This is a genomic window from Mycolicibacterium wolinskyi str. Jessa 2025, assembly GCF_049241375.1.
GTDB classification, from domain to species: Bacteria; Actinomycetota; Actinomycetes; order Mycobacteriales; family Mycobacteriaceae; genus Mycobacterium; species Mycobacterium wolinskyi.
Window position 1 is genome coordinate 6,736,122 of record NZ_CP185960.1, and the last position, 26,370, is coordinate 6,762,491.

At 66.5% G+C, this 26,370-nt stretch carries 28 protein-coding genes; 13 read left to right on the forward strand and 15 right to left on the reverse strand.

The genetic code is table 11. The annotated features are described in order from the left end of the window. Window positions 1-6 precede the first annotated feature (6 nt). The 5 genes from ACOI2T_RS33390 to ACOI2T_RS33410 are packed head-to-tail and all read right to left on the reverse strand — an operon-like array spanning window position 7 to window position 5,857. Entirely contained in the window at window positions 7-1,446 is a 1,440-nt protein-coding gene (locus ACOI2T_RS33390; protein WP_409505165.1) for an aldehyde dehydrogenase family protein, read from the reverse strand. Further along, entirely contained in the window at window positions 1,443-3,212 is a 1,770-nt protein-coding gene (locus ACOI2T_RS33395) for a thiamine pyrophosphate-binding protein (protein WP_409505166.1), read from the reverse strand. The genes ACOI2T_RS33390 and ACOI2T_RS33395 overlap by 4 nt, the downstream gene beginning before the upstream one ends. Before the next feature lie 54 nt (window positions 3,213-3,266). Next, the gene (locus tag ACOI2T_RS33400) at window positions 3,267-4,517 is read right to left on the reverse strand and encodes an MFS transporter (RefSeq protein ID WP_409505167.1); all 1,251 of its coding nucleotides are present in this window, start codon (window positions 4,515-4,517) and stop codon (window positions 3,267-3,269) included. A 6-nt stretch (window positions 4,518-4,523) separates the two neighbouring features. Further along, window positions 4,524-5,537: a PhnD/SsuA/transferrin family substrate-binding protein gene (locus ACOI2T_RS33405; RefSeq protein WP_421875225.1), complete on the reverse strand. Its 1,014-nt coding sequence runs from the start codon at window positions 5,535-5,537 to the stop codon at window positions 4,524-4,526. Continuing rightward, window positions 5,531-5,857, reverse strand: coding sequence for a hypothetical protein (locus tag ACOI2T_RS33410; RefSeq protein WP_421875228.1), 327 nt, complete (start codon window positions 5,855-5,857; stop codon window positions 5,531-5,533). Before ACOI2T_RS33410 ends, ACOI2T_RS33405 begins: the two co-directional genes overlap by 7 nt. Before the next feature lie 10 nt (window positions 5,858-5,867). Here ACOI2T_RS33410 and ACOI2T_RS33415 point away from each other — a divergent pair, with 10 nt between their 5' ends. From ACOI2T_RS33415 to crp, 7 genes are all read left to right on the forward strand, one after another. Continuing rightward, window positions 5,868-6,839 (forward strand): ABC transporter substrate-binding protein, encoded by a 972-nt coding sequence (locus ACOI2T_RS33415; RefSeq protein WP_157894423.1) that lies wholly within the window; start codon window positions 5,868-5,870, stop codon window positions 6,837-6,839. 25 nt (window positions 6,840-6,864) lie between these two features. Beyond that, window positions 6,865-8,664, forward strand: coding sequence for an ABC transporter permease (locus tag ACOI2T_RS33420; RefSeq protein WP_067857790.1), 1,800 nt, complete (start codon window positions 6,865-6,867; stop codon window positions 8,662-8,664). A gap of 30 nt (window positions 8,665-8,694) precedes the next feature. Then, the gene (locus tag ACOI2T_RS33425; protein ID WP_409505170.1) at window positions 8,695-9,828 is read left to right on the forward strand and encodes an ABC transporter ATP-binding protein; all 1,134 of its coding nucleotides are present in this window, start codon (window positions 8,695-8,697) and stop codon (window positions 9,826-9,828) included. A gap of 123 nt (window positions 9,829-9,951) precedes the next feature. Then, on the forward strand, window positions 9,952-10,200 hold the full coding sequence (locus ACOI2T_RS33430; RefSeq protein ID WP_085146259.1) for a hypothetical protein: 249 nt from the start codon (window positions 9,952-9,954) through the stop codon (window positions 10,198-10,200). Window positions 10,201-10,277: 77 nt separating this feature from the next. Then, window positions 10,278-11,471, forward strand: coding sequence for a sensor histidine kinase (locus ACOI2T_RS33435; protein ID WP_409505171.1), 1,194 nt, complete (start codon window positions 10,278-10,280; stop codon window positions 11,469-11,471). Next, the gene (locus ACOI2T_RS33440) at window positions 11,468-12,130 is read left to right on the forward strand and encodes a response regulator transcription factor (RefSeq protein WP_409505172.1); all 663 of its coding nucleotides are present in this window, start codon (window positions 11,468-11,470) and stop codon (window positions 12,128-12,130) included. Before ACOI2T_RS33435 ends, ACOI2T_RS33440 begins: the two co-directional genes overlap by 4 nt. Before the next feature lie 145 nt (window positions 12,131-12,275). Continuing rightward, window positions 12,276-12,950 carry a cAMP-activated global transcriptional regulator CRP gene (crp, locus tag ACOI2T_RS33445; RefSeq protein WP_067857802.1) on the forward strand — a complete coding sequence of 225 codons (675 nt, stop codon included), beginning with the start codon at window positions 12,276-12,278 and terminating at the stop codon, window positions 12,948-12,950. Here crp and ACOI2T_RS33450 read toward each other — a convergent pair. Together ACOI2T_RS33450 and ACOI2T_RS33455 are read right to left on the reverse strand one after the other, a co-directional pair. Further along, a complete protein-coding gene (locus ACOI2T_RS33450) occupies window positions 12,947-13,420 on the reverse strand; it encodes a DUF4442 domain-containing protein (RefSeq protein ID WP_409505173.1) in 474 nt (157 codons plus the stop codon). The two genes, crp and ACOI2T_RS33450, sit on opposite strands and share 4 nt — an antisense overlap. A gap of 81 nt (window positions 13,421-13,501) precedes the next feature. Further along, on the reverse strand, window positions 13,502-14,350 hold the full coding sequence (locus ACOI2T_RS33455; RefSeq protein WP_067857808.1) for a class I SAM-dependent methyltransferase: 849 nt from the start codon (window positions 14,348-14,350) through the stop codon (window positions 13,502-13,504). Between the two features lie 106 nt (window positions 14,351-14,456). On the opposite strand from ACOI2T_RS33455, the gene ACOI2T_RS33460 reads away from it, so the two are divergent. The 5 genes from ACOI2T_RS33460 to ACOI2T_RS33480 are packed head-to-tail and all read left to right on the forward strand — an operon-like array spanning window position 14,457 to window position 17,885. Then, a complete protein-coding gene (locus tag ACOI2T_RS33460) occupies window positions 14,457-14,948 on the forward strand; it encodes a MarR family winged helix-turn-helix transcriptional regulator (protein ID WP_409505174.1) in 492 nt (163 codons plus the stop codon). A 19-nt stretch (window positions 14,949-14,967) separates the two neighbouring features. Continuing rightward, a complete protein-coding gene (locus ACOI2T_RS33465) occupies window positions 14,968-15,384 on the forward strand; it encodes a DUF5313 domain-containing protein (RefSeq protein ID WP_067857813.1) in 417 nt (138 codons plus the stop codon). Between the two features lie 54 nt (window positions 15,385-15,438). Then, window positions 15,439-15,999, forward strand: coding sequence for a type 1 glutamine amidotransferase domain-containing protein (locus ACOI2T_RS33470; protein ID WP_067857816.1), 561 nt, complete (start codon window positions 15,439-15,441; stop codon window positions 15,997-15,999). A 45-nt stretch (window positions 16,000-16,044) separates the two neighbouring features. After that, entirely contained in the window at window positions 16,045-16,674 is a 630-nt protein-coding gene (locus ACOI2T_RS33475; RefSeq protein ID WP_409505175.1) for a GntR family transcriptional regulator, read from the forward strand. Further along, window positions 16,671-17,885 (forward strand): MFS transporter, encoded by a 1,215-nt coding sequence (locus ACOI2T_RS33480; RefSeq protein ID WP_409505176.1) that lies wholly within the window; start codon window positions 16,671-16,673, stop codon window positions 17,883-17,885. Before ACOI2T_RS33475 ends, ACOI2T_RS33480 begins: the two co-directional genes overlap by 4 nt. Before the next feature lie 13 nt (window positions 17,886-17,898). Here the strand turns inward: ACOI2T_RS33480 and ACOI2T_RS33485 are convergent, their stop codons facing one another. After that, a complete protein-coding gene (locus ACOI2T_RS33485) occupies window positions 17,899-18,645 on the reverse strand; it encodes a FadR/GntR family transcriptional regulator (protein WP_067857824.1) in 747 nt (248 codons plus the stop codon). 96 nt (window positions 18,646-18,741) lie between these two features. Here ACOI2T_RS33485 and ACOI2T_RS33490 point away from each other — a divergent pair, with 96 nt between their 5' ends. Then, complete coding sequence (locus tag ACOI2T_RS33490) at window positions 18,742-19,431, forward strand: histidine phosphatase family protein (protein WP_409505177.1); 690 nt, start codon at window positions 18,742-18,744, stop codon at window positions 19,429-19,431. Window positions 19,432-19,435: 4 nt separating this feature from the next. On the opposite strand, the gene ACOI2T_RS33495 is transcribed toward ACOI2T_RS33490, so the two are convergent. Genes ACOI2T_RS33495 through ACOI2T_RS33525 form a run of 7 tightly spaced genes read right to left on the reverse strand, consistent with a single transcriptional unit; the run spans window position 19,436 to window position 26,370 of the window. After that, complete coding sequence (locus ACOI2T_RS33495) at window positions 19,436-20,278, reverse strand: 3-hydroxyacyl-CoA dehydrogenase family protein (protein WP_409505178.1); 843 nt, start codon at window positions 20,276-20,278, stop codon at window positions 19,436-19,438. Then, the gene (locus tag ACOI2T_RS33500; RefSeq protein WP_409505179.1) at window positions 20,275-20,727 is read right to left on the reverse strand and encodes a MaoC/PaaZ C-terminal domain-containing protein; all 453 of its coding nucleotides are present in this window, start codon (window positions 20,725-20,727) and stop codon (window positions 20,275-20,277) included. Before ACOI2T_RS33500 ends, ACOI2T_RS33495 begins: the two co-directional genes overlap by 4 nt. Beyond that, a complete protein-coding gene (locus tag ACOI2T_RS33505; RefSeq protein WP_409505180.1) occupies window positions 20,727-21,710 on the reverse strand; it encodes an NADPH:quinone oxidoreductase family protein in 984 nt (327 codons plus the stop codon). Before ACOI2T_RS33505 ends, ACOI2T_RS33500 begins: the two co-directional genes overlap by 1 nt. A gap of 30 nt (window positions 21,711-21,740) precedes the next feature. Next, window positions 21,741-22,868, reverse strand: coding sequence for a CaiB/BaiF CoA transferase family protein (locus ACOI2T_RS33510; protein ID WP_409505181.1), 1,128 nt, complete (start codon window positions 22,866-22,868; stop codon window positions 21,741-21,743). After that, entirely contained in the window at window positions 22,865-24,532 is a 1,668-nt protein-coding gene (locus ACOI2T_RS33515; RefSeq protein ID WP_409505182.1) for an AMP-binding protein, read from the reverse strand. The genes ACOI2T_RS33510 and ACOI2T_RS33515 overlap by 4 nt, the downstream gene beginning before the upstream one ends. Before the next feature lie 9 nt (window positions 24,533-24,541). Continuing rightward, window positions 24,542-25,597: an acyl-CoA dehydrogenase family protein gene (locus ACOI2T_RS33520; RefSeq protein ID WP_409505183.1), complete on the reverse strand. Its 1,056-nt coding sequence runs from the start codon at window positions 25,595-25,597 to the stop codon at window positions 24,542-24,544. Next, window positions 25,594-26,370 (reverse strand): enoyl-CoA hydratase-related protein, encoded by a 777-nt coding sequence (locus ACOI2T_RS33525; RefSeq protein ID WP_409505184.1) that lies wholly within the window; start codon window positions 26,368-26,370, stop codon window positions 25,594-25,596. The genes ACOI2T_RS33520 and ACOI2T_RS33525 overlap by 4 nt, the downstream gene beginning before the upstream one ends.

The window sequence follows — 26,370 nt, forward strand, 5'->3', positions numbered from 1 at the left end:
CCCTTCTCAGGCCTCGGGCGCGAGCACGAGCAGACGTGGTTCGGTCATGTCGGCGATTGCCCACCGGATACCCTCCCGGCCCAGCCCCGACTTCTTCACCCCGCCGAACGGCATGCTGTCCACGCGGAAGGCCGGGGCGTCGTTGATGACGACGGTTCCGAATTCGAGTTGTTCGTAGGCACGCCAGGCCCGGTGCAGGTCACGGGTGAAGTAGCCGGCCTGCAGCCCGTACGGGGTACCGTCCGCCGCGGCGAACGCGGCATCGAGATCGTCGAATGTGTTGACCACGACCACCGGCCCGAACGCCTCCTGGCACGACAGTTGCGCCGTGTCGGGGACCTGGTCGAGCACCGCGGGCGTCACGAACGCGCCGGATCCCTCGCCCCCGGTGAGCAATCGGGCGCCGCCTTGCACGGCCTCGTCGATCCAGGACCGGATGCGGTCCGCCGCGTCCACCGAGATCATCGGGCCGACCTGGGTCGTCTCGTCGAGCGGATCCCCCACTTTGAGCGTGGCCGCCCCCTTCGTCAGAGCGTCCACGAATTCCGTTGCGACAGCGCGATGGACGAATACGCGCTGGGCGCTGATGCATAGTTGGCCGGCGTACTTGAAGCCCGCCGCCACCGTGCGCGCTGCGGCATGCGCGACGTCGGCGGTCTCGTCGACGATCACCGGTGCATTGCCGCCGAGCTCGAGTGCGACCTTCTTGGTGCCTGCCCTGGACCGGATGTCCCATCCGGCCTGAACCGAACCGGTGAAGCTGACCATCCGGAAGCGGTCGTCGGTCACCATGCGGTCACCGACCTCCGTGCTCATCGGCAGCACGCTCACCGCGCCGGCAGGCACTCCCGCCTCGACGATCAATTCGGCCAGCCGCAGCAGGGTCAGCGCGGCGCGCGAGTCGGGCTTGAGCACCACGGTGCAGCCTGCCGCCAATGCGGGGGCGACCTTGTGTGCCGACAGGCTCAGCGGCACGTTGAACGGTGAGATGGCGGCGATCGGGCCGAGCGGCATCTGCCGCGTGATTCCCCAGCGACCACGCGACGTCGGCAGCAGATCGAGCGGCATGACCTCGCCGCCGATGCGCTCGGCCTCCTCGCCCGCCATCCGGAACGCACCGGCGGTGCGCCGAACCTCAAGGCGCGCATCGCCGATCGGCTTGCCGATCTCGGCGGCAAGCGTTGCCGCCAGCCCCTCGACGTCGGCGAGCATCCGGTCGGCGATGTCACGCAACATCTCACCGCGTTCGAACGATGCGAGCCGGCGCGTCTGGCTGAAAGCCTGCACGGCGGCATCGGTGGCACGGTCCAGTTGGTCCGGTGTCGCCCCGAACGTGTGCCCGATGACGCGCCCGTCGCCGGCGGCACGCGCGGTCAGCGGCGTGCCGTCGGATTCCCATCGGCCCCCGACGAGAATCGGGACCGGGGACGAGTCCGCCGACGTCACTTCGCCAACTTCAGGCCGCCGTAGGACGGGTAACTCTGGCCCCAGTGGTCGGGGTTGTAGCGATCGAGGCCCTTGGTGAAGTAACTCGGGATCGACGTGTCTATCGCCACATCGAGCACCGTGGGGCGACCGCTGACCACCGCCTTCTCCAACGCGGGCCGGAACTGCCCGGTCTCGTCGATACGCTCGCCCTCGGCTCCGAACGAGCGGGCCAGGGCCGCGAAGTCGGGGGTGTAGGGCTCGCCGGTCGCGGCCACCGTGAACGAGTACCACGGATGGCTGCGACCGAATTTCCCGTCCGCGCCTTTGCGCTCGATACCCAGTTCCAGATTGTTGAGGATCACCCAGACCACCGGCGCGCCGTACTCGACTGCGGTTGCCACCGCCTGTGGCCCCATCATGAACGCGCCGTCGCCGGTGAGCACCACCGCGGGCTCACCGGGAGCCGCCAGACATGCGCCAGTCGCTCCCTGTGCGGCCCATCCCATTTCGGCCATACCGGGACTGATATGGAACGCACCCGCACGCCGGACGGTCATGTAGGGCTCGGCGTACTGGATGACATCACCGATGTCGACGAACACGCGGCCGCGCTCGGCGAGCACCCCACCAACCTCGTAGCACATCCTGCCGGGGTGGATGGGAGACGTCGGCGCCGTCAGCACCGGTACGATGGAATCGCGCCATTCCGAACGGAATTGGCTGACCTTCCCGACCCAGTCCGCATAGGCGTCGGGAGCGCCGTCGGTCACCGCGCGGAGATCCTCGAGGAAGGCCGCACCGTCGCCGACCAGACCCTGCTCCACCGAGTAGTTGCGTCCGATCTCCTCCGGGTCGACGTTGACCTGGACGAGCTTGGTCTGCTCCATGTCGTAGATCGCGCCCTTGCGCCAGTTGTTGGTGTGGTTGTCGGAGAACCGGGACCCGACAGCGACTATCAGGTCTGCCTCACGCGTCGCGCGAGCCGCACATTCGGTACCCGAGCGGCCCACGCAGCCGAGTGACAGCGGATGCTCTTCGTCGAGCAGGCCCTTGCCGGGCAGCGTGGTCACGACCGGGATGCCGCGGGATTCCGCAAGACTCCGAAGTGCCTGTGCGCCACCGGGAGAACGCACGAGGCCGCCACCGGCCAGCAGCAGCGGGCGCTGCGCCTCGGCCAGTAGATTGCCTGCCTCGCCGACGTCCGCGACATCGACCCGAGTGCGTTGGCGCACCGAACGCCGCACCGGCGCTTCGACCTCGCCCTCGAGCGCGGCGAGTTGCACGTCGAGTGGGAGCTGGATGAAGACGGGTCCGGGCTTGCCGCTGGTCGCCACCCGCAGTGCGTGATTGAGAAGGTCGATCACCGTATCCGGCCGCACCGCGAGCCAGGAGCCCTTGGTGATGGGGCGGAACACCGGGACGGCGTCGTCGAATCCGGAGTAGTACAGCTCCTGCATACCGCCTTTGCCGAGGAAGTGCGTGGCGCCGGAGCCCGCGATCACGAGCAGGGGGATCCCGTCGTGCATCGCGCTCGCGACGCCGCCGACACAGTTGAGGAGACCCGGCCCCTTGGTGACGATCACCGGCGCGATCTTCTGGTTGACGCGCCAGTGAATGTCGGCCTGATGCACGGCATGCGATTCGTGCTTGGCCTGCACGCCCTGGATCGACGGGTGATCGACCAAGCCGTCCAGCAGCGGCCACACCGCGCCGCCCGCGTAGCCGTAGTAATGGGTGACACCCGCTGCTTCGAACCACTGCGCAAGCGCGTCTACCATCCGCATCGTTGCATCTCCTCTTCCGTCTAACTCGACTTTATGCAGCAAATATTGCTGCTGTCAATGGTTGGTGGCATTGCTGTTCCGCTTGGCGTTGCACAACATTGCGGCCGCGACGAGCGCCGCCGCGAAGACGCTGATGCCGCCGGTCAGAAGACCCGCCCGCACGCCCCAGTGTTGGCACACCCAGCCGATCACCAGCCCGCCGATCGGCGTACTGCCCAGGAACACCAGACCGTGCAAGGCCAGTACCCTCCCCTGCATCAACGGCTCCGACACGAGCAGCATGACGATGCGGACGACGGTGTTGAACACGAAGTTCGTGATCCCGAGCGCCACCGTGGCGACGAACGCGAACACCAGGGTTCGGCTGCCGGCGAGCACGCAACTCACCGCGCCGAAAGCCGCTGCGGCGACGACGAGTCCGCGCAGCGTCGCCGTCTCCCGCGCCGCGGTGAACACCGCGGCGACCAATGCGCCGAGGCCGACCATGGCCATCAACGTTCCGTACGCGTCGGCGCCGCCCCCGAACATCGAACCCATGAGCGGGAAGACGACGCGAAAGTTCTGCCCCAGCACCGAAACCACGATCAACAGCAGCATCGCGACACGCAGTTGCGGATGGCCGAACACATACGCGATGCCTGCCCGCGCCTGCCCGCGGGCGCTCTGCAGCCTCGGCTGCGGCAACAGTTCTTGTCGCCGCATCATCGCCAGCCCGATGAGCATCGCCACGAACGACAGTGCATTGAGCAGAAACGCCGCACCGATGCCCTGCCACGCGATCACCCCGCCGGCCAACGCCGGACCGGCGAACTTGCCGAGGTTCTGAGCGGTCGAATTGAGCACCTGGGCATTGGCGTAGCTGTCGCGGTCGACCAGATCGGCGACGAACGACTGCCGTACCGGCTGATCGACGACTGTCACCAGGCCGAGCAGCAGAGCAAGGACATAGACCATCCAGAGTTCGACGACGTCGGCGATCGCCAGCACACCCAGCACGAGAGCCAGTACCAGCTGGACGATTTGGGTGACGATGAGCGCCACGCGCCGATCGACCCGATCGGCCAGCACGCCACCCCAGATGCCCAGTACCAGGATCGGGCTGAACTGCAGGGCGAGCGCGACACCGATCGCGATCGGGCTGTCGGTGATCTGGTAGACCAGCCAGTCCTGCGCCACGCGCTGCATCCAGGTACCGGCGACCGAGACCGCGTGACCGAAAAAGAACAACCGATAGTTGCGCACGCGCAACGACCGCACGGAACGCTGCCAGGCGCCCGCGACCCGTTCGCTCAGCCCCCACCCCACGACCGCTCAGAGGTCGAGCGTGCTCGGCGCGAACAGGCTGTTGACGTCGGCGCGCTTCTTCGTCAGGCCCTGCTCGTGCGAGTAGTCGGCGATGGTCTCCAGCGCTGCCCGGTTGGCCTCGATCCCGTAGGGAAACAGGTTGGGGCCCAACAGCTCCTCGGTCTGCTGCAGATACTGTTCTGGGAAGATCAGGCTCAGCGGCACGGCCTTGACCAGATCGCGTTCGGCCACATCCTTCGCGCGCAGCATGGCCTGATAGATGTTGAAGGGCACCCACGGGTGTTCACGCGCCACGTCTCCTCGCACCACGTAGGTGTGGTTGACCGGGACGAACCCGTGTGCGCGGTAGAAGCGCTGGCCCTCGGCGAGCGGATCGGCGAACACCGGCCTGGTCACCTTCCGGAACTCCGCCGGGGAGACCTTCATGTGCGCGGACCGCTCGACGACGTTGGATGCCGGTTTGCGCATGGCGCGTTTGACGAGCGCGGCGTCGATCTCGTGCGCGGCCAGCATCGTCGCCAGGCTCTTGTCGGGCGGCACGAAGCTCAGCGAGATGCCCTCAGGCGGCTCGAAACCCGTTGCCGCACCGTGGCTGCGGTCCGGCGTCCGCTCCATGTACCACTGAATGTCGTACTGCGATACGCCGAAGTCGTGATCGAGGATGCCGCGCGTCCACAGCGCCGCGGTCTGCTGGTACTCCCCTACCCCGAGCCGCTTCCCCGCCAGATCCGCGGGCTTCTCGATGCCCGAGTCGCGATGGCACACGAGTTCGATGTGCATGAACCGCCGCGACGGGAAAGCGGGAATCGCGACCAGGTCGGCACCCCGTTCGACTGCCATGAGCAATGACGAGATCGACATCTCACAGATGTCGAAATCACCGAAACGCAACATCCGCCAGAACGTTTCGGCGGGATCGGATACCAGCGGGTTGAGCGTGATGCCCTCTGCGGTGACCGCGCCTTCCATGATCGGCCTGGTGCGTTCGTTCACCGCGGATGCAAAGGACAGACTCAGCACGGCAGCTCTTTCCGGTCGGTAATCCAGATCACATTGCGGCACATATTATCCGCAGCGAGGTATTGACCGCAACATTCATTGCTGCAATGCTGCCATGAGACGCAGACCACATGCGCGCCCGCCCCGAAGCCATGAGGAGTGACGATGCAGTTAGTCCCAACACCGAAGAGCAGCCCGTGGATGAGCCGCAGGCGGTTCGTCCAGACAGTTGCCGCAATAGGTGTTGCAACCAGTTTGGTCGTTACGAGCTGCGGTGGCAGCGAAAACGGAAATTCCGGCGCCGACAGCGGGCCCGGCAGCGCTGCGGCGACGTTGGACAAGTTCAACGCCATGACGGGCAAGGAGCGCACGGACGCACTGGTCGCCGAGGCCCAGAAAGAAGGAACGGTCGTCTTCTACACGGCGAGCTCCGGGATGGACCCGATTGTCGAGGCGTTCGAGAAGAAGTACGACATCCCGGTCGAGATGTACTCGGGCCAGTCCGACACCGTGCTGCAGCGCATCCTCCAGGAGTACGGGGCAGGCTTCTACGGAGCCGACGTGATGGACGACTCCGAATCGTTCTCGATCTCCGAACAGGGCATGACCTACGAGTACGTCAACCCCGAGCTGACCGACAAGATCCCCGGGTACGACCAGGCCTCCAACGTGGCCGCGACCCGGCTCAGCGTGTACACGCAGGGCTGGAACACCAACCTCGTCAACGAGGACGAGCTCCCCGACACCCTCGACGGCTTCACCGACCCCAAGTGGAAGGGCAAGCTTTCGCTCGATCCACGCGACTGGATTTGGTACACGGGCGTCATGGATTACTACACCACCCAGAAGGGGTGGTCCGAAGAGCAGGTGGACGACATGATCCGCACGCTCGCTTCCTATTCCACGCTGAACGCCGGCCACACCGTGCAGGCGCAGCTGCTGCTCGCCGGTGAGTACCCGGTGTCGCTGTCGGTGTACACGCAGTCGATCGACCGCCTTCTGGAAAAGGATCCGAAGGCCCCGGTGGCATGGCGCAAAAAGGATGGAAGCTTCATCGAGCCGCTCATCTTCCAGGCCCAGGGCGCCACGATCCTCAAGAACGCACCGCATCCCGCGGCGGCCATGCTCTTCGTCGACTTCCTGCTCACCGAAGGTCAGCAGATGCTCGCGAGCGAGGACCGCACGCCGACCGCCATCCCCCAGCCCGGCGGACCACTCGAGGGCATCCCGCAGGAGAAGCTGACCTCGGTCGACTTCAAGAAGTTCACCACTGAACGCGACGAATGGACCAAGCGGTTCGACGCACTGCTGGGCCAGGGCTGACCCGGAAAGGACTGCCTGAACCACGATGAGCCCCACACCCAGTTCGACTACCGCGGTAGGCATTCGGCAGGCGCCGGCGGATTCCCCTCCGCCGGGGCCTCCGGCATCTGGAGCCGATGTCGCCGACGGCCCGATGCGGCGGTGGCTCAAAGCCTTCATCGCCCCGCGCTCGTTCATCCTGCTCGCCGTCGTCATCGTCATCGGCTACCTGACCCTGACCCCGCTGTTGTACCTGGCGTACGGCACGTTCTTCGACAAGGGCGGCTTCACCTTCGGCGGGTTCGCCCGTGCCTACACGAACCCCGAACTGCCGTCGCTGATCAGCAATTCGCTGATCTTCACCGTCGGTGCCACGCTGCTGTCTTTCGTCACGGGGACGTTTCTCGCGTACGTGACCGTGCGCACCAATGTGCCGTTCCGGCCGCTGCTGGTCGCCACCGCGATGGTGCCGCTCATCATCCCGGGCCTGCTCTACACGATCGCCTGGATCATGCTCAGCAGCGAGCGGGTCGGAATCCTCAATCAACTCTCCAACGCCCTCATCGGGCGCCCGTTCTTCGACATCTTCAGCATGGCCGGCATGATTTGGGTCGAGGGTACCCACTCGGCCCCGCTGGTCTTCCTCTTCATGGTCGCGGCATTCCGCTCGATGGACCCGGCCCTCGAAGAGTCGGCATTGGTCTGTGGCGCAAGCAAACTCACGATGATCCGCCGGGTCACCCTGCCGCTCACCCGGCCTGCCATCGCCGGCGCGCTGCTGGTCACCGGCGTCAACGCGCTCACCAGTTTCGAGGTGCCGGTCCTGCTCGGCCTGCCCGACCGCATCAACGTGTTCGTCAGCGAAATCTTCGACACCCTGCGGCAGTATCCGTACGACTACGGCGCCGCAGGCGCTCTGTCGATCGGCCTGGTGGTCATCTCGGTCGTCGGTGTCTGGGCGGTCAGCAAGCTGGGCGGTCAGGGTAAGGAATACGCGACGGTGACCGGCAAGGGTTTCCGGCCGCGTCCGCTGGATCTCGGCCGCGCTCGCGGACCCGTGGGTGCGCTCGTGGTGCTCTACTTCGCCGTGACCACGGTGCTACCGGTGCTCGTCATGCTCTACAACTCGTTGGTGCCTTACTACCAAGGGTTTTCGTTCGCATCGTTCGGCGACTTCACCTTCAGCAACTACACCGCACTGTTCGACAACCGCATCTTCACCCGGTCGGTGGTCAACTCGGTGATCCTCAGCGCCGGGGCCGCCACGGTGGTGATGGTGCTGACCGCACTGGCCGCGTGGCTGGTGATCCGCACCAGGACGCCCGGCCGCCAGATCGTGGACCAGCTGACGTTCCTGCCGCTGATCGTGCCGGGGCTCGTGATGGGCGTCGCTATCTCGTTCGTGTATCTGCGCAACCCGCTGCCGGTCCCGGTATACGGGACCCTGCTGATCCTGATGATCGCCTACGTCACCCGGTTCCTCCCGTACGGAATGCGTTATGCCACCTCGTCACTCACGCAGATCTCGGCGGAGCTCGAGGAATCCGCCGCGGTGTCGGGGGCCAGCTGGTTCCAGGCCGTACGCCGCGTGGTGCTGCCGCTCATGATGCCGGGCATCGTGGCCGGCTGGATCTACATCGTGATCGTGTCGATCCGCGAGCTGTCCAGTTCGATCCTGCTGTACAGCCCCGGTAACGAGGTGCTGGCCATCGTGACATTCCAGTTCTACGAGAAGGGCGAGATGTCTGCGGTGGCCGCGCTCGGTGTGCTGATGGTGGCCACCCTGGTCGCGTTCGTGACGATCGCCTACAAGCTCGGCGCCAACGTCGGGCTGCGCACCGACTAACCCCTCCCCGACCCGAAGCAAGGACGACACATGCTCGAAATCACCAATCTCGTCAAGACTTTCGACGGGGATAAACAACCGAACACCAAGGACGCCGCCCGGGTACGGGCGATCGACGATGTGAGCATCCACGTGAAGGAAGGGGAACTGTTCACGTTGCTCGGACCGTCCGGATGCGGCAAGACCACGACCCTGCGTTCGGTGGCGGGTCTGGAGCGCCCCGATTCTGGCACCATCAAGGTGGCTGACCGGGTCATGTTCAACAGCACCGGGGCCAAGGCTTTTCACATGCCGACCAACGAACGCGGTCTCGGCATGGTGTTCCAGTCGTACGCGATCTGGCCCCATATGAAGGTCTTCGACAACGTCGCGTTCCCGCTGCAGGTCCTGCCGCGCCGGAAGCGGCCCAGCAAGAGAACCATTGCCGAGAAGGTCGAACGCGTGCTCGCGACCATGGAACTCGCACATCTGGCCGGGCGGCAGGCCACCAAGCTGTCGGGCGGTCAGCAGCAGCGCCTCGCGCTCGCCCGCGCACTGGTCACCGAGCCGCCACTGCTGCTGCTCGACGAGCCGTTGTCGAATCTCGACGCCAAACTACGGGAGTCTTTGCGGTTCGAACTCAAACGGCTGCAGCACGATCTGGGTATCACGAGCATCTACGTCACCCACGACCAGATCGAGGCGCTGGCCCTGTCTTCGCGCATCGCGGTGATGCGGTCGGGCAAGATCATGCAACTGGCCCCGCCGCGCGACATTTACGAACGGCCCGCCAACCGGTTCGTCGCCGAGTTCATCGGCACCTCGAACTTCGTCAACGGCACTGTCACCGGACGCGAGGACAACCACCTCGTCGTCGAGACCGGCCACGGACGCCTGATGGTCGCAAGCGAATTGTCGGTCGGGATCGGCGAGTCCGTCATCCTGGCCGCCCGCCCCGAAGCCGTGACACTGATCGACGAACCGCCAACGGTCAGCGGGCCCAATCAGCTGACCGGCAGCATCGTGACCCGCAGCTTTCTCGGCGACGCGGTGGACCACATCGTCCGGGTCGGCGACCAGGACATCCGGGCCCGTTGCGAGCCGTCGGTCTCCTATGCCCCGGAAACGAAAGTGACGCTGCACGTGGCGCCGGCCAGCCTGACGCTCGTGCCGATCGGGGACTGATCCCCGCGGTCGAACCGCCCGAACCTGGTACCGCGGTCGGTTTACAACTACTACCAGGGTCGTAAATCAAGATCGGACATCAGCGCGATGTGGGGTGGCCCGTGCGCTTCGTAGCGTCGAGCCATGACACGAGCACAGCCCTCACAGGCCAACCCACTGGCCGGCGTCACGCGGGCGTGGCCGGCGATAGCGTTGCCGCGCAACGAACCTCGCCACCGGATCGCCGACCTGCTGCGCCGGATCCGGGCGGCCGTCCGCGCGGAATCCACGACGGACACACCGAAGACCCGGCCCAAGCGTGAATACCATCCACCGCTGCGCGAGAGCTTCATGGAAGAGGCCGCGATGCGACGGGAGATGTTCCGGCTCTGAGCTACGACCCTGGTAGGACTCCGCCTTGCCACCACGGGATGATGCGCGGCGGCGAGCGATCCTTCTACCATCAGAAGATGCTGGGTGCGATGGCACACCGCGTGCGGCAGCAGCTGCGCCGACGGGGCGAGATGATCCCCCTCGGCCACAACTGGGCATCCGTCGTCGCGATGGACGCCACCCTCGTCGGTGCGGGCGTCGTGGCCGTGTTGCAGCGCAGCACGGCAGACCTCCCGGTGGCCCTGCTGGCGCTCCTGATCTCTGTCGCACCGTTGCCCCTGTCCTACACGTACGGGCTCAGGTTCAAAGCCCCCATCCTCTGGGCGGCGTTGACCGGCGCGACCGCCCTGCTCCTGTTCGCCACGTCGACGCCCATCGCCAGCGATTTCGCACCGCTGCTCATGGTGATGATGGTGGGTGAGGTCGCCTCGCTCACCGGGGTTGTCGGCGGATTCCTGACTTCGGTCGCGGCGGCCGGTCTGCTGCTGGCGGCCTCGGCGCTGCACCGTCTCGACAACCTGCCGCTCTATCTCGGCATCCTCGGAATGGGATGGCTCGTCGGCTATCTCATGCACACCCAACAGCACCTCATGGAACAGCAGCAGCAGGCGCAGGCCGCGTTGACCCGGCACGCGGCGGCCGACGAGCGGCGCCGCATCGCACGTGAGGTGCACGATGTCATCGCGCACTCGCTGAGTATCACGTTGCTGCACCTCACGGGCGCCAGGCGTGGACTGCAGGAAGACCGCGACATCGACGACGCGGTCGACGCACTCGAACAGGCCGAGCGTCTCGGCCGCCAGGCGATGACCGACATCCGCCGCACGGTCGGATTGCTCGACGGTGCCCCCATGAGCATCGCGCCCGAGCCCGGCATCGACGACATCGGAGGTCTCGTCGACGACTTCGTCCGCGCCGGCCTGAACGTCACCCTCGATGCCAGCGGACCGACCGACACCGTATCGGCCGCGGTCGGGCTGGGGCTCTACCGCATCACCCAGGAGTCGCTGGCCAACATCGCCAAACACGCCCCCGAGGCACAATCCACTGTGCGCCTTCGCATCTCCCGGACGTCGGCGACCCTGACCGTCGTCAACGAGATGACCGGCCCCGCGGCGGCGGCCGAGGGCCGTGGCGTGCGGGGCATGCGTCAGCGCGTGGAACTGCTCGGCGGCATCATCAGCGTCGGCCCGACGTGCGACGGTTGGGCGGTGCGCACCAACATCCCGCTGGACGACGAGTCCCTACGGCCATGCCCCCTGGTGTCATGACGGACCGCGCCGGCGAGATCGCCGTCCTCCTCGCCGATGACCAGGACCTCGTGCGCTCCGGGCTGCGCAGGATTCTGCGGCGCAAGGACGGGTTCACGATCGTCGCCGAATGCGCAGACGGCGACGAGGTGCCCGACGCGGTCGCCCGGCACGACCCCGACGTCGTGGTGATGGATCTGCGGATGAAGCGCGTCGACGGCATCGAGGCGACCAGCCGCCTGACCGCCGCGGCCGGACCGCCCGTACTCGCCCTGACGACGTTCAACGACGACGAACTGCTGTCCGGGGTGCTGCGCGCCGGGGCGGCCGGCTTCGTGCTCAAAGACTCCTCGGCTGAAGAATTGATCAGAGCGGTCCGCGCCGTGGCACAGGGCGACAGCTATCTCGATCCGGCCGTGACCTCCCGCGTGCTGACGACCTACCGCAGAGCCGCCGCGCCGCGCCGCGTCGAAGCGGTCGGTGACCTCACCGCCCGGGAACTCGATGTCCTGACGCTGATCGCCAAAGGCCGGTCCAATTCGGAGATCGCCGACGAACTGAGCATCTCGGGGCTGACCGTCAAAAGCCACATCGGCCACATCTTCGTCAAGCTCGACCTGCGCGACCGGGCGGCGGCGATCATCCACGCCTACGACACCGGGCTGGTGACCCCGCAATAACTCAAAGGTGAGCAGACCCACACTCGTGGTAGAAGAGATTAGGACCGAGTGCGGTCGACGCCGGACGCCGACATGACGAAACCACGGTCAGCTTCGTTAGTTACTGAAGCAGCGATAGCCGGCACGTACGAGAACAGGGGACAGCATGGACGAGGTGCTGGCGCGTGCCGGAATCTTCCAGGGCGTTTCACCGAGCGCCGTGGCCGCGCTCGCCCAACAACTGGAACCGGTGTCGTTTCCCCGCGGCAAGGTCATATTCGTCGAGGGCGAGCCGGGTGACACGCTGTACATCATCACGTCGGGCAAGGTGAAGATCGGCCGGAAAACCGTCGACGGCCGTGAAAGCCTGCTCACCCTCATGGGCCCATCCGACATGTTCGGCGAGCTCGCGATCTTCGATCCCGGCCCGCGGACGTCGACTGTCACCGCGCTGACCGACGTGCACGCTGTCACCATGAGCCGCAGTGTGCTGCGCAGCTGGATCGCCGACCGGCCCGAGATCGCCGAGCAGCTGTTGCGGGTGCTGGCCCGCCGGCTGCGCCGCACGAACGACAACCTGTCCGACCTGATCTTCACCGACGTGCCCGGCCGGGTCGCCAAACAGTTGCTGTACCTCGCGCAGCGATTCGGCAGCCGCGAGGGCAGTTCGCTGCGGGTGGATCATGAGCTCACGCAGGAGGAGATCGCGCAGCTCGTCGGCTCGTCGCGCGAGACCGTCAACAAGGCGCTCTCCGATTTCGCACAACGCGGCTGGATTCGGGTGCAGGGCAAGAGCATTCTCATCGACAACACCGAACGGCTGGCGCGCCGGGCCAATTAGCCTTCGTCGCCGACGGGCACGCGCCGCACACTCCAGTCGAAGCTGCCGCGACTGACCACGGTGCCCGAGCTGTCCATGATCTGGGCGACGGTCGAGAATCGGGCCCGATCCGAGGCACCGGCCCACAGCGGCTCGAGCGCGTGGCGGGCCTCGTCGTCGAGGGCGGCGGTCGCCAGTAGACGCCCGCGCGCCGGAGCGAGGAACTCGACGGACGCGGTCCGCCCCAACGGCAGGATCCCGGCCATCGCGTTCTTGTTCGGCGCTCCGGCGATGATCGCTGCCAGACCTGCCGCGTCGATCAGCGCGATCAGGCCCGAGGAGTGCAGCGAACCGATCACATTCGTGAGCTGTTTGCTTGTCCGCGAGGAGATCTCGGCCTCTCCGTCGGCGGCCCGCAGTACCTCGACACCGACGGTCCGGTGCGCCGGCAGCGGTTCGAGCAGCTCGCGCGCGAGCGTGGTCAGATCCATCTGGCCAGCCTGGCATCAGGCTGTGAATACCGAATAGACAGCCGATCAACAGCTGTTGTCGGCGCTTTCGCGGAAAGGGTTTCAGTCGACGCGCTTGGCGACGACCGCGAAGTTCAACGGGATCCGAGGCGTTCCCGACGGCAGTTCCCAGCCCTGCGGGGATGGCTGCAGGATGGGGAACGCCGGCCAGTCCATGTACGGCAGCTCTTCGAGCGCTTCGATCCGCAACCCGGCGGCCAACAGCGCACCGACGATCTCGCCGAGGTCGTGGCGCCACTCGTGGTTGGTGCGGTGCGCGATCTGCCCGTCGGAATCCTCGGTGTAGGTGCCCGCATCCTCGTACGTGCGAGGCCCGCCCCCGGACAGATAGTCATCGGCGATCTCCCAGAGCCCGTACTCCATCGCGCCAAGGATGGGATGGTCGTCGCGGATCATGAACAGCCCGCCGGGCTCGAGTAGGTCGTGGATCGACCGCGCCCAGTTCCGGAGTTCGGGCAGCCACACGATCGTGCCCGCACTGGTGACGATCGTGTCGAAACGGCGATCGATCAGGCTGGACGCAAACCGCGCGTCGCCCTCGATCCAGGTGATGTCGCGGTTGTCGGCACGGGCAATCCGTTCGGCGTGGCGCAGCGAGTTCGGGGACAGGTCGAGCCCGTGGACGTCCACGGCGCCGAGCCTGGCCCACGAGACGGTGTCGGTGCCGATGTGGCACTGCAGATGTAGCAGTGAGCGGCCTTGCACGCCGGCGGCCGGCAGATGTGGCGTCAGCACCGACAGGTCGTTGCGCACGACCGAGGAGATATCGGTCGGGTCGGCCAGAAAACCGTCCACGTCATAGAACTTCGAGCGCACGTGAACTTCGGCGCGGTCATCCCAGTTCTGCCGGTTCGACGCGATCGCGGCCCCGGTCGAGTCCAACTCACCCATGCTGGACACCCTCACATCCATCACCCGGCACCGGCCAATGATTTTCGCCGCGGATGTGAGCGCCCAGACATTGTTAGTGCCCTAACTATTGGCGTACGATTTAGTCATGTCCACATCGACCGAGGTCGACATCGATCCGTTGGCCCTGGAGCGCCAGGTCTGCTTCGCGTTGGCCGTCACCAACCGGGCGGTGCTGTCGGTGTACCGGCCACTGCTCGAGCCGCTGGGCCTGACCCATCCGCAATACCTGGTCATGCTCGCGCTGTGGGACCACCACCGGTCGAACTCCGGCGGCACTCCCCCGCTGTCGGTCAAGCAGATCGCCGCGGCACTTCAGCTCGACTCCGCGACACTGTCGCCCATGCTCAAGCGCCTGGAGGCGCTCGGGCTCGTCACCCGCACCCGAAGCACCGGTGACGAACGCGCAACCGACATCGCACTCACCGGGGCCGGGATCGAACTTCGCGACCGCGCACTGGACATCCCGCCCGCCGTCGTCGCCCGACTCGGTGTCGACATGGCCGAACTCGAAGAACTCCATCGCGTACTGACCCGCATCAACAGTGCCGCGCTCGCCGCCAACGCTCTCACCCACTGACGAACCGCTAGGACTCATCATGGCCGCCACCAAGCCCAATCTCTTTCAGTACATCGCCTATTCGTACGGAAAACGGCTGCCCGACTCGATGCGCGACTGGGTTGCCCACGATCTGGCCGACCATGGCGCGATCCGCAGGCACATGATCCGCATGGCGATCCCGCCGCTGTTCGTGCTCGCTCCGTTCTGGTTGCTGCCTGCCTCGTTGTACGTGCACATCGAGATGACCGTGCCGATCTACATCTGGGCGCTCCTGATGGCGCTCGCGCTCAACAAGGTCTGGCGCCGCCATCGCCTGGCCCAGCACAATCTGGACCCCAACCTCGTCGACGAGATCAAGTACAAGAAGGAAGCACACATTCACGAGGACTACATCCGGCGCTTCGGACCTCGGCCTCAGGAAGCCAAATACCAGCAGAACAGCAGCCCGTTCTAAAACGCTCCGCAATGGGTAGGCCTCATTCGAACCACGAAAAAAGGGAGGCCACCTATGTCCCAAGTACTCGACGGCAAGAAGATCGCCATCCTGGCGACCGACGGTGTCGAACGTCGTGAACTGACCGAGCCTCGCGATGCCGTCCGCAACGCAGGCGGAACAACCGAACTGCTGTCACTCAAGAGCGACGCGATCGACGCGCGCGACCACGACCTGCAGCCGGCCGGAACATATGACGTCGACCGTCCGGTCGCGAAGGCCAAGGTCGACGAGTTCGACGGACTCGTGATCCCGGGCGGCACCGTCAACGCCGACAAGCTGCGGTCCGACTCGGACGCCGTGTCGTTCGTCCGCGACTTCGTCGAATCGGGCAAGCCCGTCGGCGTCATCTGCCATGGCCCGTGGACGCTCGTCGAGGCGGGTGTCGCGAAAGGTCGCACGCTGACGTCATATCCCAGCCTGCGCACCGATCTGCGCAATGCCGGAGCCAACGTCGTCGATCAGGAACTCGTCGTCGACGGCAACCTGATGACCAGCCGGTCCCCCGACGACCTGCCCGCGTTCTGCGCGGCCATCGTCGAGGCCTTCGCGAAGGAGCGTGCGCCGCAATCCTGAGTGCTTGCATGCATCGTTGCATGCAAGCGCGTACAGTGGTGCGCCATGGAGAGCTCCAGCAGCCAGCGCGCCTACCAACTGACCAAGGACCAGATTCTGTCGGGCGAGGTCCGCGGCGGTCAGCTGCTCAGTGAGGTCGAGGTCGCCGGTCAGCTCGGCATCAGCCGAACCCCGGTGCACGAGGCGTTCCTGCGGCTGGCGGCCGAGGATCTGTTGGATCTGCTGCCCCGCCGCGGCGCGGTCGTCATACCCGTGCCCTCGCGTGAGGCCACCGACCTTCTCGAGATGCGCCTCGCGCTCGAGACCGCGGCTGTGCGCCGGCTGTGCCGTTCACCCGAAACGGTCGAGCAACTGTTCACCGAGCTCACCGAGCTCGTGGCCGAGCAGCGCCGGGTCGCGGGTGACACGCAGCAGTTCGCGGCCGCCGATGACGCGTTTCACCGGCGCATCGTGGAGGTGGCAGGCAACTCGATCGCCCAACGCTTCTACGGTTCGCTGAGCGATCGGCAACGCCGCATGATGGCCGACGCCGCACGGTCGGATTCCGCCCGGTTGACCGAACTCGTCAACGAGCACGGCCGGCTCGCCGAGGCGATCGGCCGACGCGATGTCGCGGAATTCGAGGCCGCCCTGCTGGCTCATCTGGAGGCGACGTACCGGGTGGTGCTCGGATGACCCGCACGCGCGTCCATCCATGGGTGGCCGTCGCGATCGCCGCCTTCTGCATCGGGTGGGGCGGAAATCAGTTCACGCCGTTGCTCATCGCCTATGCCGAGCATTCCGGTTACACGCGCGTCGACGTCGATGTTCTGCTCGGCGCGTACGTGCTCGGTCTCGTTCCCGGCCTGCTCATCGCATCGACGCTGTCGGACCGCCATGGCCGCCGGCCCGTGATGGCGGCCGGGGTGGTGAGTTCCGCGCTGGGCAGCGTCATCATCGCCATCGGCGACGTCTGGGGTTTTCCAGCGCTGTTCACCGGTCGGCTGTTGAGCGGTCTGGCCGTCGGCATCGCGATGGCCGTGGGATCGGCCTGGATCGCCGAACTGTCCGGACCGCCGTTCGACGACACAGCGCCCGGCACCGGCGCGCGCCGCGCTTCGATCTGCCTCTCGCTCGGCCTCGGCGTGGGCCCGCTGTGCGCGGGGCTGCTCGCCGCGTTCGCGCCGCTACCGCTTGTGCTGACCTATGTCGTCCATGCGGTCCTGTGCCTGCCCGCACTGTGGGCCGTGCAGCGCCGCACCGTCGAGACACGCACCGAGGGCGCCACCGGCAGCATCCTGCACGGGTTGCGGGTACCCGCCGCCGGTCACCGCCGCTTCCTGCGCGTCGTTGTTCCCATGGCGCCGTGGATCTTTGGCTCGGCCGGTATCGCCTACGCGATCGTGCCCGCGCTCGTGGCCGACGAACTCGGCTCGTGGGCTTTGCTTTACACCGCGGGCCTGACAGTGCTGACACTCGGATGCGGTGTCCTGGTGCAACCGATCGCCCGCCGGCTCGACGACCATTCAAGCGCCCGAGCCGTCGTGGTGTCGATGGTCCTGATGGCCCTCGGGGTGTTCGCCGCGGTCGCCACCGCGATCACGCGGTCGGCACTGGTGGCCGTGCTCGTCGCGATGCTCCTCGGCAGTGCATACGGAATCGCCATCGTCTCCGGGCTTTTGGAGATCCAGCGCATCGCCGAACCCGACGAACTCGCCGGGATCTCGGGCGTCTACTACTCACTGGCCTACGTCGGCTTCCTCCTGCCGGCAGCACTGGCCGCGCTCGCCCACTTCTTCAGCTACCCCGTCATGCTGACCGCACTCGGACTGCTGGCGGCCGTGTGCGCGGCGCTGTGCGCATCGGGATGGTCCAAGCACCTCGAACCGCGGACGGTCACCGCGTGACCGCGAACTCAGGTCACTCCGCGGCCTGGTGCGCGACGATGTGCTTGCGTAGGTAGGTGAGGTGGTCGACGATGGCGGCCTCCGCGGCATCGGCGTCGCGCTTGTCGATCGCCCGCAGGATCGCGGCGTGCTGGCGGACCGTCTGCTTTCCGACTTCCGGCGAAAGATCGAGATAGTGAACGGGTTCGGTGGCGTGATGCAGCGCGGCCACGCACGACGCCAAAACGCGGTTGCCCGACGCTCGTGCGATCAAGGTGTGGAATTTGCGGTCGAGGTCGGGGATCTCGGGATCATCGACCGACGCCGTTTTCTGCCGTTCCACGATCTCGGTGAGTCCGGCAAGGTCGTCTTCGGACCGATGGATCGCAGCCAGCCGGACCGCGGGCACCTCGAGATACTGGCGGACGTCGGCGACCTCGTCGAAGCGGATGCTGCCGAGCGTGAGCAGGTTGTCGACCGCCTCCGTCATGACCGTCCCGAGCGAGTGATAGTCGACGGATTGCACGAAATTGCCGCCACGCGCACCCGGGATCTTGGTGATCAGATGCTGGGAGGTAAGGACCCGCAACGCCTCGCGCAACGTGGTGCGACTGACGTTGAACTGCCGAGCCAACTCCGCCTCGGGCGGCAGCATCTCACCGCTCTGCAGCTCGCCGGACAGGATCGCGGCCCTGATGGTTTCCTCGACCTGCTGCCGCGGACGCAGGACAGCCTGCCCGATCATTCGTTGCTTGGACCCGTTGGTTGCCCCGCTGACCATAGCCCACCCTTTGAACGTCACAGCAATATCACTTAATGTTCGACATTAGCATGAGGGCCGTTCAGCGGCCTACGTTTGTACAGAAGGAGGACCGCGGTGGGCGTCGTCTATCTCGTGCGACACGGCCAGGCGCGCGCACAGGCCTACGGCGCCGCCGCCCGGTCCCGCGCCGACGGCGGGCTCACCGAGCTCGGCCGTGCGCAGGCCACATCGACCGGCAAAGCCCTCGCCTCCCGCGTGGATTCGATCACCGCCGCGATTTCGGGCGACCTTGCCCGACAGGAGGAGACGCTCGAATGCGTCCTGCGCGCCGCCGCGCACGAAGGAACTCCGGTGAGCAATCCGCACTGGAACGAGTACGACATGGATGCGATCCTGGGCGGCGGGCAGTTGGCCACCACGGGCGCCGGACGCGAGCTGCAATCCAGTGTCGATGCGGCCCTGCATGATTGGACCACGCCGCAAGGACTGCCGTACTCCGTGGCCGAGTCCTACGAGGACTACCAGCGGCGGTGCGCTCTCGCACTGCAGTCGGTCAGCGAGCTCGCCGGGCCAGGCCAGACGGTCGTGGCGGTGTCCTCGTCCGGCACGATCGCCCAGATCCTCGCCCAGATCTGGGATCTGCCTGCCAGTAGTTGGATCCGCTTGTCCCGCACCATGATCAACGCGTCGATCACCAAGTTGATCGTGGGATCGACGGGGGTGTCCGTGGTGTCGGTGAACGAGCACGCGCACCTCGACGTTCCCGATGCCACGGGCGCGCGGGCGATGATGACGTTCCGCTAGCGGATCACCACGTATAGAAGCCTTGGCCCGACTTGCGTCCCAGGTGACCGGCAGCGACCTTGTCCCGGAGGATCGCCGGGGGTTCGAACCGCGGTCCCACCTCGCGGGCGAGATGCTCGGCGATGGCCAGGCGCACATCGAGCCCCACGACGTCGGTGGTGCGAAGCGGACCCATCGGATGCTTGTAACCCAGCGTCATCGCGGTGTCGATATCCTCGGCGGTCGCGACGCCGTCCTCGAGCATCCGCATGGCTTCCAGCGCGATCGCGACGCCCAGCCGCGACGAAGCGAAGCCCGGCGAATCGGTCACCGTGATCGCGGTCTTGCCGAGCGACGACACCCAGGACTGCGCTGCGGTAACCAGATCGGACGCTGTCTTGGAACCCACGACGATCTCGACAAGCTCGCTGACCGGCACCGGGTTGAAGAAGTGCAGGCCGATGAAGCGCTCAGGGCGTTTGAGATTGGACGCCAACCGATCGACCGACAGTGAACTGGTGTTGGTCGCCAGGGCGGCCTCGGGCGCCACCTCTTCCACCTTGGCCAGGATCGTCGTCTTCAAGTCCACGACCTCGGGAACGGCCTCCACCACCAGGGCCGCACCGGCCAAGGCAGCCACATCAGGCGTGACCGTCAGGCGTGCCGCGACGTCGTCGAGCGGTTCCGAAAGCGTATGCCGCTCAGCCGCCTTCGCAAGGCCGGCCCGTACACGCTCACCGCTCGCCACCGCGGCTTCGTCGTCGGCTTCGATCACCGTCACCGCGGCACCGGCGACCAGGAACGCGTGCGCGATACCGGCACCCATTCGCCCCCCGCCGAACACCCCCACTTGCACAGGCAGATTCATTGCTTCTCCGATCCGATGAGCATCGTCTTGACGCCCTGCTGGACAACATCTCCGTGCTGATTGATGACCCGTACCGCGAACTCGATCACACCGCGGTCCGGCTTGGTGGTGGACCGCCGCTGTTCGACGACCTCGTACTCGACACGCATGGTGTCACCGAAGTAAATGGGGCCCAGGAGTTTCCAATCCCGGATGCCGATGAACGCGATTACCGAATCATCGAGTTCATGGGTGTTCGCCCACATCAGGCCGTGCGCGAAGGCCAACCCCAGCAGACCGTGCGCGATGCGGGTGCCGAAGGCTGTCCGCTTGGCGAATTCCTCACTGGTGTGCAGCGGAAAACGGTCCCAGGTCAACTCGGCGAAACCGTCGACGTCTGCTTCGGTCACGGTGCGCGAGGCACCCGACCACGCACGGCCGACCGTCAGGTCGTCGAACCAGAGCGTCATCAGCCGCGGCCGGTCGTGACGACGACCTTGCCCCGCACGCGTCCGTCCTTCACGTATTGCAGCGCATCCCCGACCTTCTCCAACGGGAACGTGGTGTCGACGGCGGCATCGAGCTTGCCCTGCTCGTAGAGCGCGAACATCTCGGCCATCGATGACCGCATCAAATCGGGGGTTCGATCGCGATAGTCGCTGCTCTGCAGCCCGATCACACTGATGCTCTTGACCAGGATGTGACCCGGCTTGATGGGATTCTGGCTGCCGGAGGCGAATCCGACGATGACGATGCGGCCCTCCCATGCCGTGGCCCGGATGATCTGGGTCAAGAAGTCACCGCCGAGCATGTCCATGACGACGTCGACGCCCTTACCGTCGGTGGCGGCCAACAGATCGTCGCGCAGGGTATCGGGTTTCGATGTCAGCGCGATGTCAGCGCCCTGACTGCGCGCGAGCTCGGCTTTGGCCTCGTCTTGGGCCAGGGCGATGACGCGTGCACCCGAGGCCTTCGCGAGTTGCACGGCCGCCGAACCCACGCCGCCGCCCGCACCGGTGATGAGCACGGTCTCACCGGGTTTGAGTTGTCCGCGGCGCAGCAGGCCGAAGTAGGCCGTGGAGTACACCAACCCGAACGCGGCAGCGGCTTCATACGACATGCCGTCGGGTAACTCCATCACCAGATCCGCCGGCACCACGAGCTGTTCGGCGTAGCCGCCGTACTCCACGAGGGCGAGTACGCGCTGACCCACGCGCACGCGGCTGACGCCGTCACCGACCGCGATCACGCGGCCCGCGGCCTCTTTACCGGGGCTGAACGGCCGCGCCGGCAGGTTCTGATAGGTGCCTTCGACGACGAGGATGTCCGGGAAATTGATGCTGACGGCGCCGACCTCGATCAAGACCTCGCCCGCACCGGGATGTAGGTCGGCGACGTCCTCGACCACGATGCTGGAGGGTGGCCCGAATTCCTTGACCAGTGCAGCACGCATGAAATGTCCTTTCGGCGAACGATTGTGGGCTCAGGCCCAGGGGGATGTGGCGGGCAACGGGGCGAGCGCCGGATACGCCTTGGTGGTCCCCGTGCTCCGCAGGTCCGGAGCCAACGAGCTCGGCAGGGTGGGGACCGACACCGCGGGGTTGCCGGGTTGCGACACCCGTTCGGGTGCGTTGACGTCGACCAGACCCGCGCCCACCGCCTCGTCCCACGTGTTGACGACGACGGTGCAGACATCCTCACCGTCCAGCAGGTCGCGCCAGTGCTGAGCCGGGTGGGCCTCGAAAACCGAACCGAGCGCGGCTATCACGGCCTGTTCCTGGCCGGCGTCGTCGTGGAACTTGTCCTCCAGGCCCACGATTTCGACGAGACGGTCCCAGAACTTCTGCTCCAGCGCCGCGCAGGCGACATGCCTGCCGTCGGCGGTGGGGTAGATCTGGTAGCGCGGACTGCCGCCGGTGAGCTGCTCGGCTCCCGGTGGTGGCCAGGAGCCACCGGCCTGATGGGCGGCGATGTAGCCGTAGGCCAGTGTCTGCAGGTTGTGGGTCATCGAGATCTGCAGATGAGTTCCGCTGCCGGTCCGCTCGGCCGTCCGCAGGGCGAGCAGAACGTTGACGACCGCGGGATAAGTCCCCGCCGCGATGTCGGCGAGAACGCTGACCGGAAGGTTGGGCGAGCCCGTGCTGTCGGTGACCACGCCGAGCAGACCTGAGGAGGCAAGGTAATTCAGATCGTGGCCGGCGTGCGAGGCCTTCGGGCCGGTGGGACCGTAGCCGGTGATCGAGCAGTACACGACGCGCGGATTACGTGCCCTCATCGCCTCATAACCGAGACCGAGGCGATCGGCCACGCCCGGCCGGAACTGCTCCATCACGACGTCGGCTTCGGCCGCCAGTTCGAGCACGCGATCCCGTTGAACCGGATCCTTGAAGTCGACCGCAAAGGCTCGCTTGCCGCGGTTCAGCACCGCGTAGTTGGCACTCGCCTCACCGAACTTCGGTTCGTAACTGCGCATCTCGTCACCGCGCCCGGGCCGTTCGAGCTTGACCACGTCGGCTCCGGCCTCGGCGAGCATCAGGGTGGCCAGCGGTCCGGGCAACAACGTGGACAGATCGAGTACCTTCACTCCCGCCAGCGGCAACGTGGCGCTCACGAGTAGGTCTCCCTCAACTTGAACTTCTGGATCTTTCCGCTCGGCGTCATCGGCAGCTCGTCGAGGTGCACGACCTTCTCGGGCAGGTAGTGCTTCGACAAACCCTGCGCGAGAAGGTAATCGGACAGCGTCTGGACCGTGAGTTCCGGGCGGCCCGGTTTGACCACCAGCACCGCACAGACCCGCTCACCCAGTCGGTCGTCGGGTATTCCGATGACCGCGGCGTTGAGGACGTCGGGATGATCGAAGATGACCGATTCGACGTCGGTGACCGGGATGTTCTCCCCGCCGCGGATGATGATGTCCTTGCTGCGGCCGCGCAGGCGCAGCCAGCCGTTCTCATCGAGGTCGGCACGGTCACCAGTCTTGAACCACAGGTCGGGCAGGTAGGCGTCGCGCGTGGCATCGGGCCGGTCGTAGTAGCCGTACACGACGCCGGGACCTCGCATCAGCAGATCGCCCACCACGCCCGCGGGCACACTGTCGCCGTTCTCATCGACGACCTTGACCTCCGAGCCGGCGAAGATGGACCCGTCGGTGCGCTGAATCGCCTCCGGCTCGTGCGGTGTGCACGAGCTCATGATGCTGCACTCGGTCAGGCCCCAGGCCGGACAGATGTAGGCGCCCAACGCCTCTCCCGCCTGCGCGGGTAGATTGCGCGGCACCGGGGCACCGGCGATCACGAGGCACCGCAGCGGGCAATCCGGATCACCGGCCAGGTCGGTGCGCACCATGTCTTGCAGGAACGTGGGTGCGCCGAAGAATGCCGTGACACCTTCCTCGCGGATCACCCGGGTTCCCCATTCCGGTTCCCACCGGTCGACATGAACTGCCGTCCCCGCGAGGAGGACGGTCAGCACGCCACCCCACGCGAACCCGGTGTGGTGTCCCATCGGCGAGGCCACGAGGTGCACCATCGGATCGCCGAACAGTTTCGGCCCGACGTGCTCGGCCTGTCTGCGCACGGCGTACACCAGGGTGTTGTGACTGTGCATGGCGCCCTTGGGTTCTCCCGTGGTGCCCGAGGTGAAGCCCAGGTAGCAGATCCGGTCCGGGTCCGGCGCCGGGAATTCTCGCGCGGGTACGTCAGAGTGATCGGCCCACCGCGATTCCCCGGCCTGCAGATCGGATCCGTCGTCGTCGAGCACGATCACGTGGCGCAGGGTCGGGATCTCGGCACGCAACCGGCGGGACAGTTCGAGATGCTCGTTGCTGCGCCAGCGCCGCGGTATCACCAGAACCTTGGCCTTGCTGCGCCGCAGGATCGCGGCCGCCTGCTGCTCGCCGTAGGCGACCGGGATCCCCGCGTAGATGGCGCCGATCTCGTTGATACCGAAGATGAACTCCGGGTACTCGACCCAGTTGGGGAGCATGACCACGACCGCGTCACCGGCCTGCACGCCCAGCGACGCCAGGACGCTCGCGACATGATTGGCGTTGCGGTCGAACTCACGGTAGGTGCGGGTGACCTTGTCGCCATGCGTGCGGTGGCCCACCAACGCCACGCGGTCCGGATGGGCGGCCGCGGCGTCGCTGAGCAGTGACCGGATCGTGCGGTCCTCCCACCAGCCTTCGGCGCGCCACCGCGCGGCAGTGGTGTCGTCGATGGGCGTGTACTGCCCGTCGAGCACGTCGGCCAACCGGCGCTGGGTCGGTGCTGTCATCATGTGTCCTTACTTCGCGAGGGTTTTCGCAGTGGCGCCGACCAGTGTTCGGGCGGCCGCGGTGACCTGTCCCATGATGGCGGCCGCGGCCCGCAACGACACGGCGTCACGAAGATGCCGCTCGGCGCTGTATTCGACGAGATAGCCGTAACCACCGTGGGATTGGAGTGCTCCGGCCGCGACATCGATCGCGCTGTCGAGTGCGTGCATGGCGACCGAGGCGGCCTGCACGGGGTCTTCGCCGGCGCCGAGGACCGCGCCGAGGATGAGAACGGCACGCGCGGTCTGTTCCATCAACGACTGGCGCACGGTCGGGATCGCCGTGAGCGTGTCACCGAACTGCCGGCGTTCCGCCGAGTAGGCGGCCGCCGCATCGGCTGACACCCCGGCGATGCCCGCGGCTACCGCGGCGACCCCGAGGCGCATCCGCACCCGGGCCGCGTCGACATCCACCGCGGTGAGTCGGTGCACGTGCGTGTCATTCGCATCGACCTCCAGGGATCGAGTGAGCGCACCACTCAAACCGGTGCGGCGCAACGCCTCCGGGGTGAGTGCCGCGGGCTCGATGAGCGCGGCACTGGTGGCGTCGAGCAGCACGAGCAGGTACGGAGCCTCGGCCGCGGCGTCGACCCGGTCCACCGTCCCGCTGATCGCATCGCCACTGAACTCCAGGCGGACATGGGGTGATTCGGCGTCGACCACCGCCACCGCAGCCATGCCGGCGTGCAGATCGGCGACCAGACTGCTGAACCGGGGATCGGCCGCGAGCACGTCGACCGCGGTATGCGTCTGCACCGCAGCCCAGCCCAGTGCGGGCCAGGACCGGCCGAGGCGTTCGAACGCCACCGTTGTCAGGGTGCGGTCGGCTCCGCCGCCGCCGGCCGATTCGGCAGTGCCCAGGGTCCAGACACCGAGTTCGGCCAGCTCTCGCACGAGCGCGGCGACCGCCGCGGAATCGTCGTCGAGCACGGGTGCGTGCGCGGCGATGAATTCATCGAGCATGGTCTGCAGGCCGCGGCCATCGTCGTCGACCGCGGGTCCCCACCATCGCGCCGAAGCGCTCACGACCAGAAGCTCTCGGTCTTGGGTTGCCTGCGCTCGCCGAACGAGGCACTGACCTCATGCGCCTCCTGCGTCTGCAGGTACAGGGTGAGCTGTTGGTCGTGGGCCATCCGGGCCTGGCCCGATACGCCGTTGTGGCGCGCCGAGAACGCGCCTTTCAGCGCGCCGATCGCCAGCGGGCTGCGGGTCGAGATCTCTCGAGCGACTTCGGTGGCCCGGGTGGCCAGTTCGCCCGGCTCGACAACCTCGTTGACCAATCCCATGGCCTCTGCCTGCGCGGCGGTGTACTTGTTGTTGAGGTACCACATCTCCTTGGCGCGTTTACGGCCGATCGTGTCTTCGAGGTACCAGGTTCCGTAACCGGCATCGAAGCTCCCGACCATCGGGCCGACCTGCCGGAACACCGCGTTGCTCGAGGCGATCGACAGATCGCACACGGTGTGGAGCACGTTGCCGCCGCCGACGGCAAAACCGTTGACCGCCGCGATGATCGGCTTCGGGATGGTGTCGATCGCCTGGTACACGTCGATGATCGGCAACACCTGTGATTGGTCCAGTGAGGTCACCGGATCGTGTTCGCCGCCGATGCAGAAGAACTTCTCGCCGGCACCCGTGAGTACCGCCGCGCGCAGGTCACGGTCGAGGCGGAACTTCTGCAGCGCGTCGAACAACTCGAGGCACGTCTGATGCCGGAACTTGTTGCCCGCCTCCGGCCGGTTGATGGTGATGGTGAGCACCGGGCCGTCGGTCTGAGTCAGGATGTCGTCGTAGCTCAT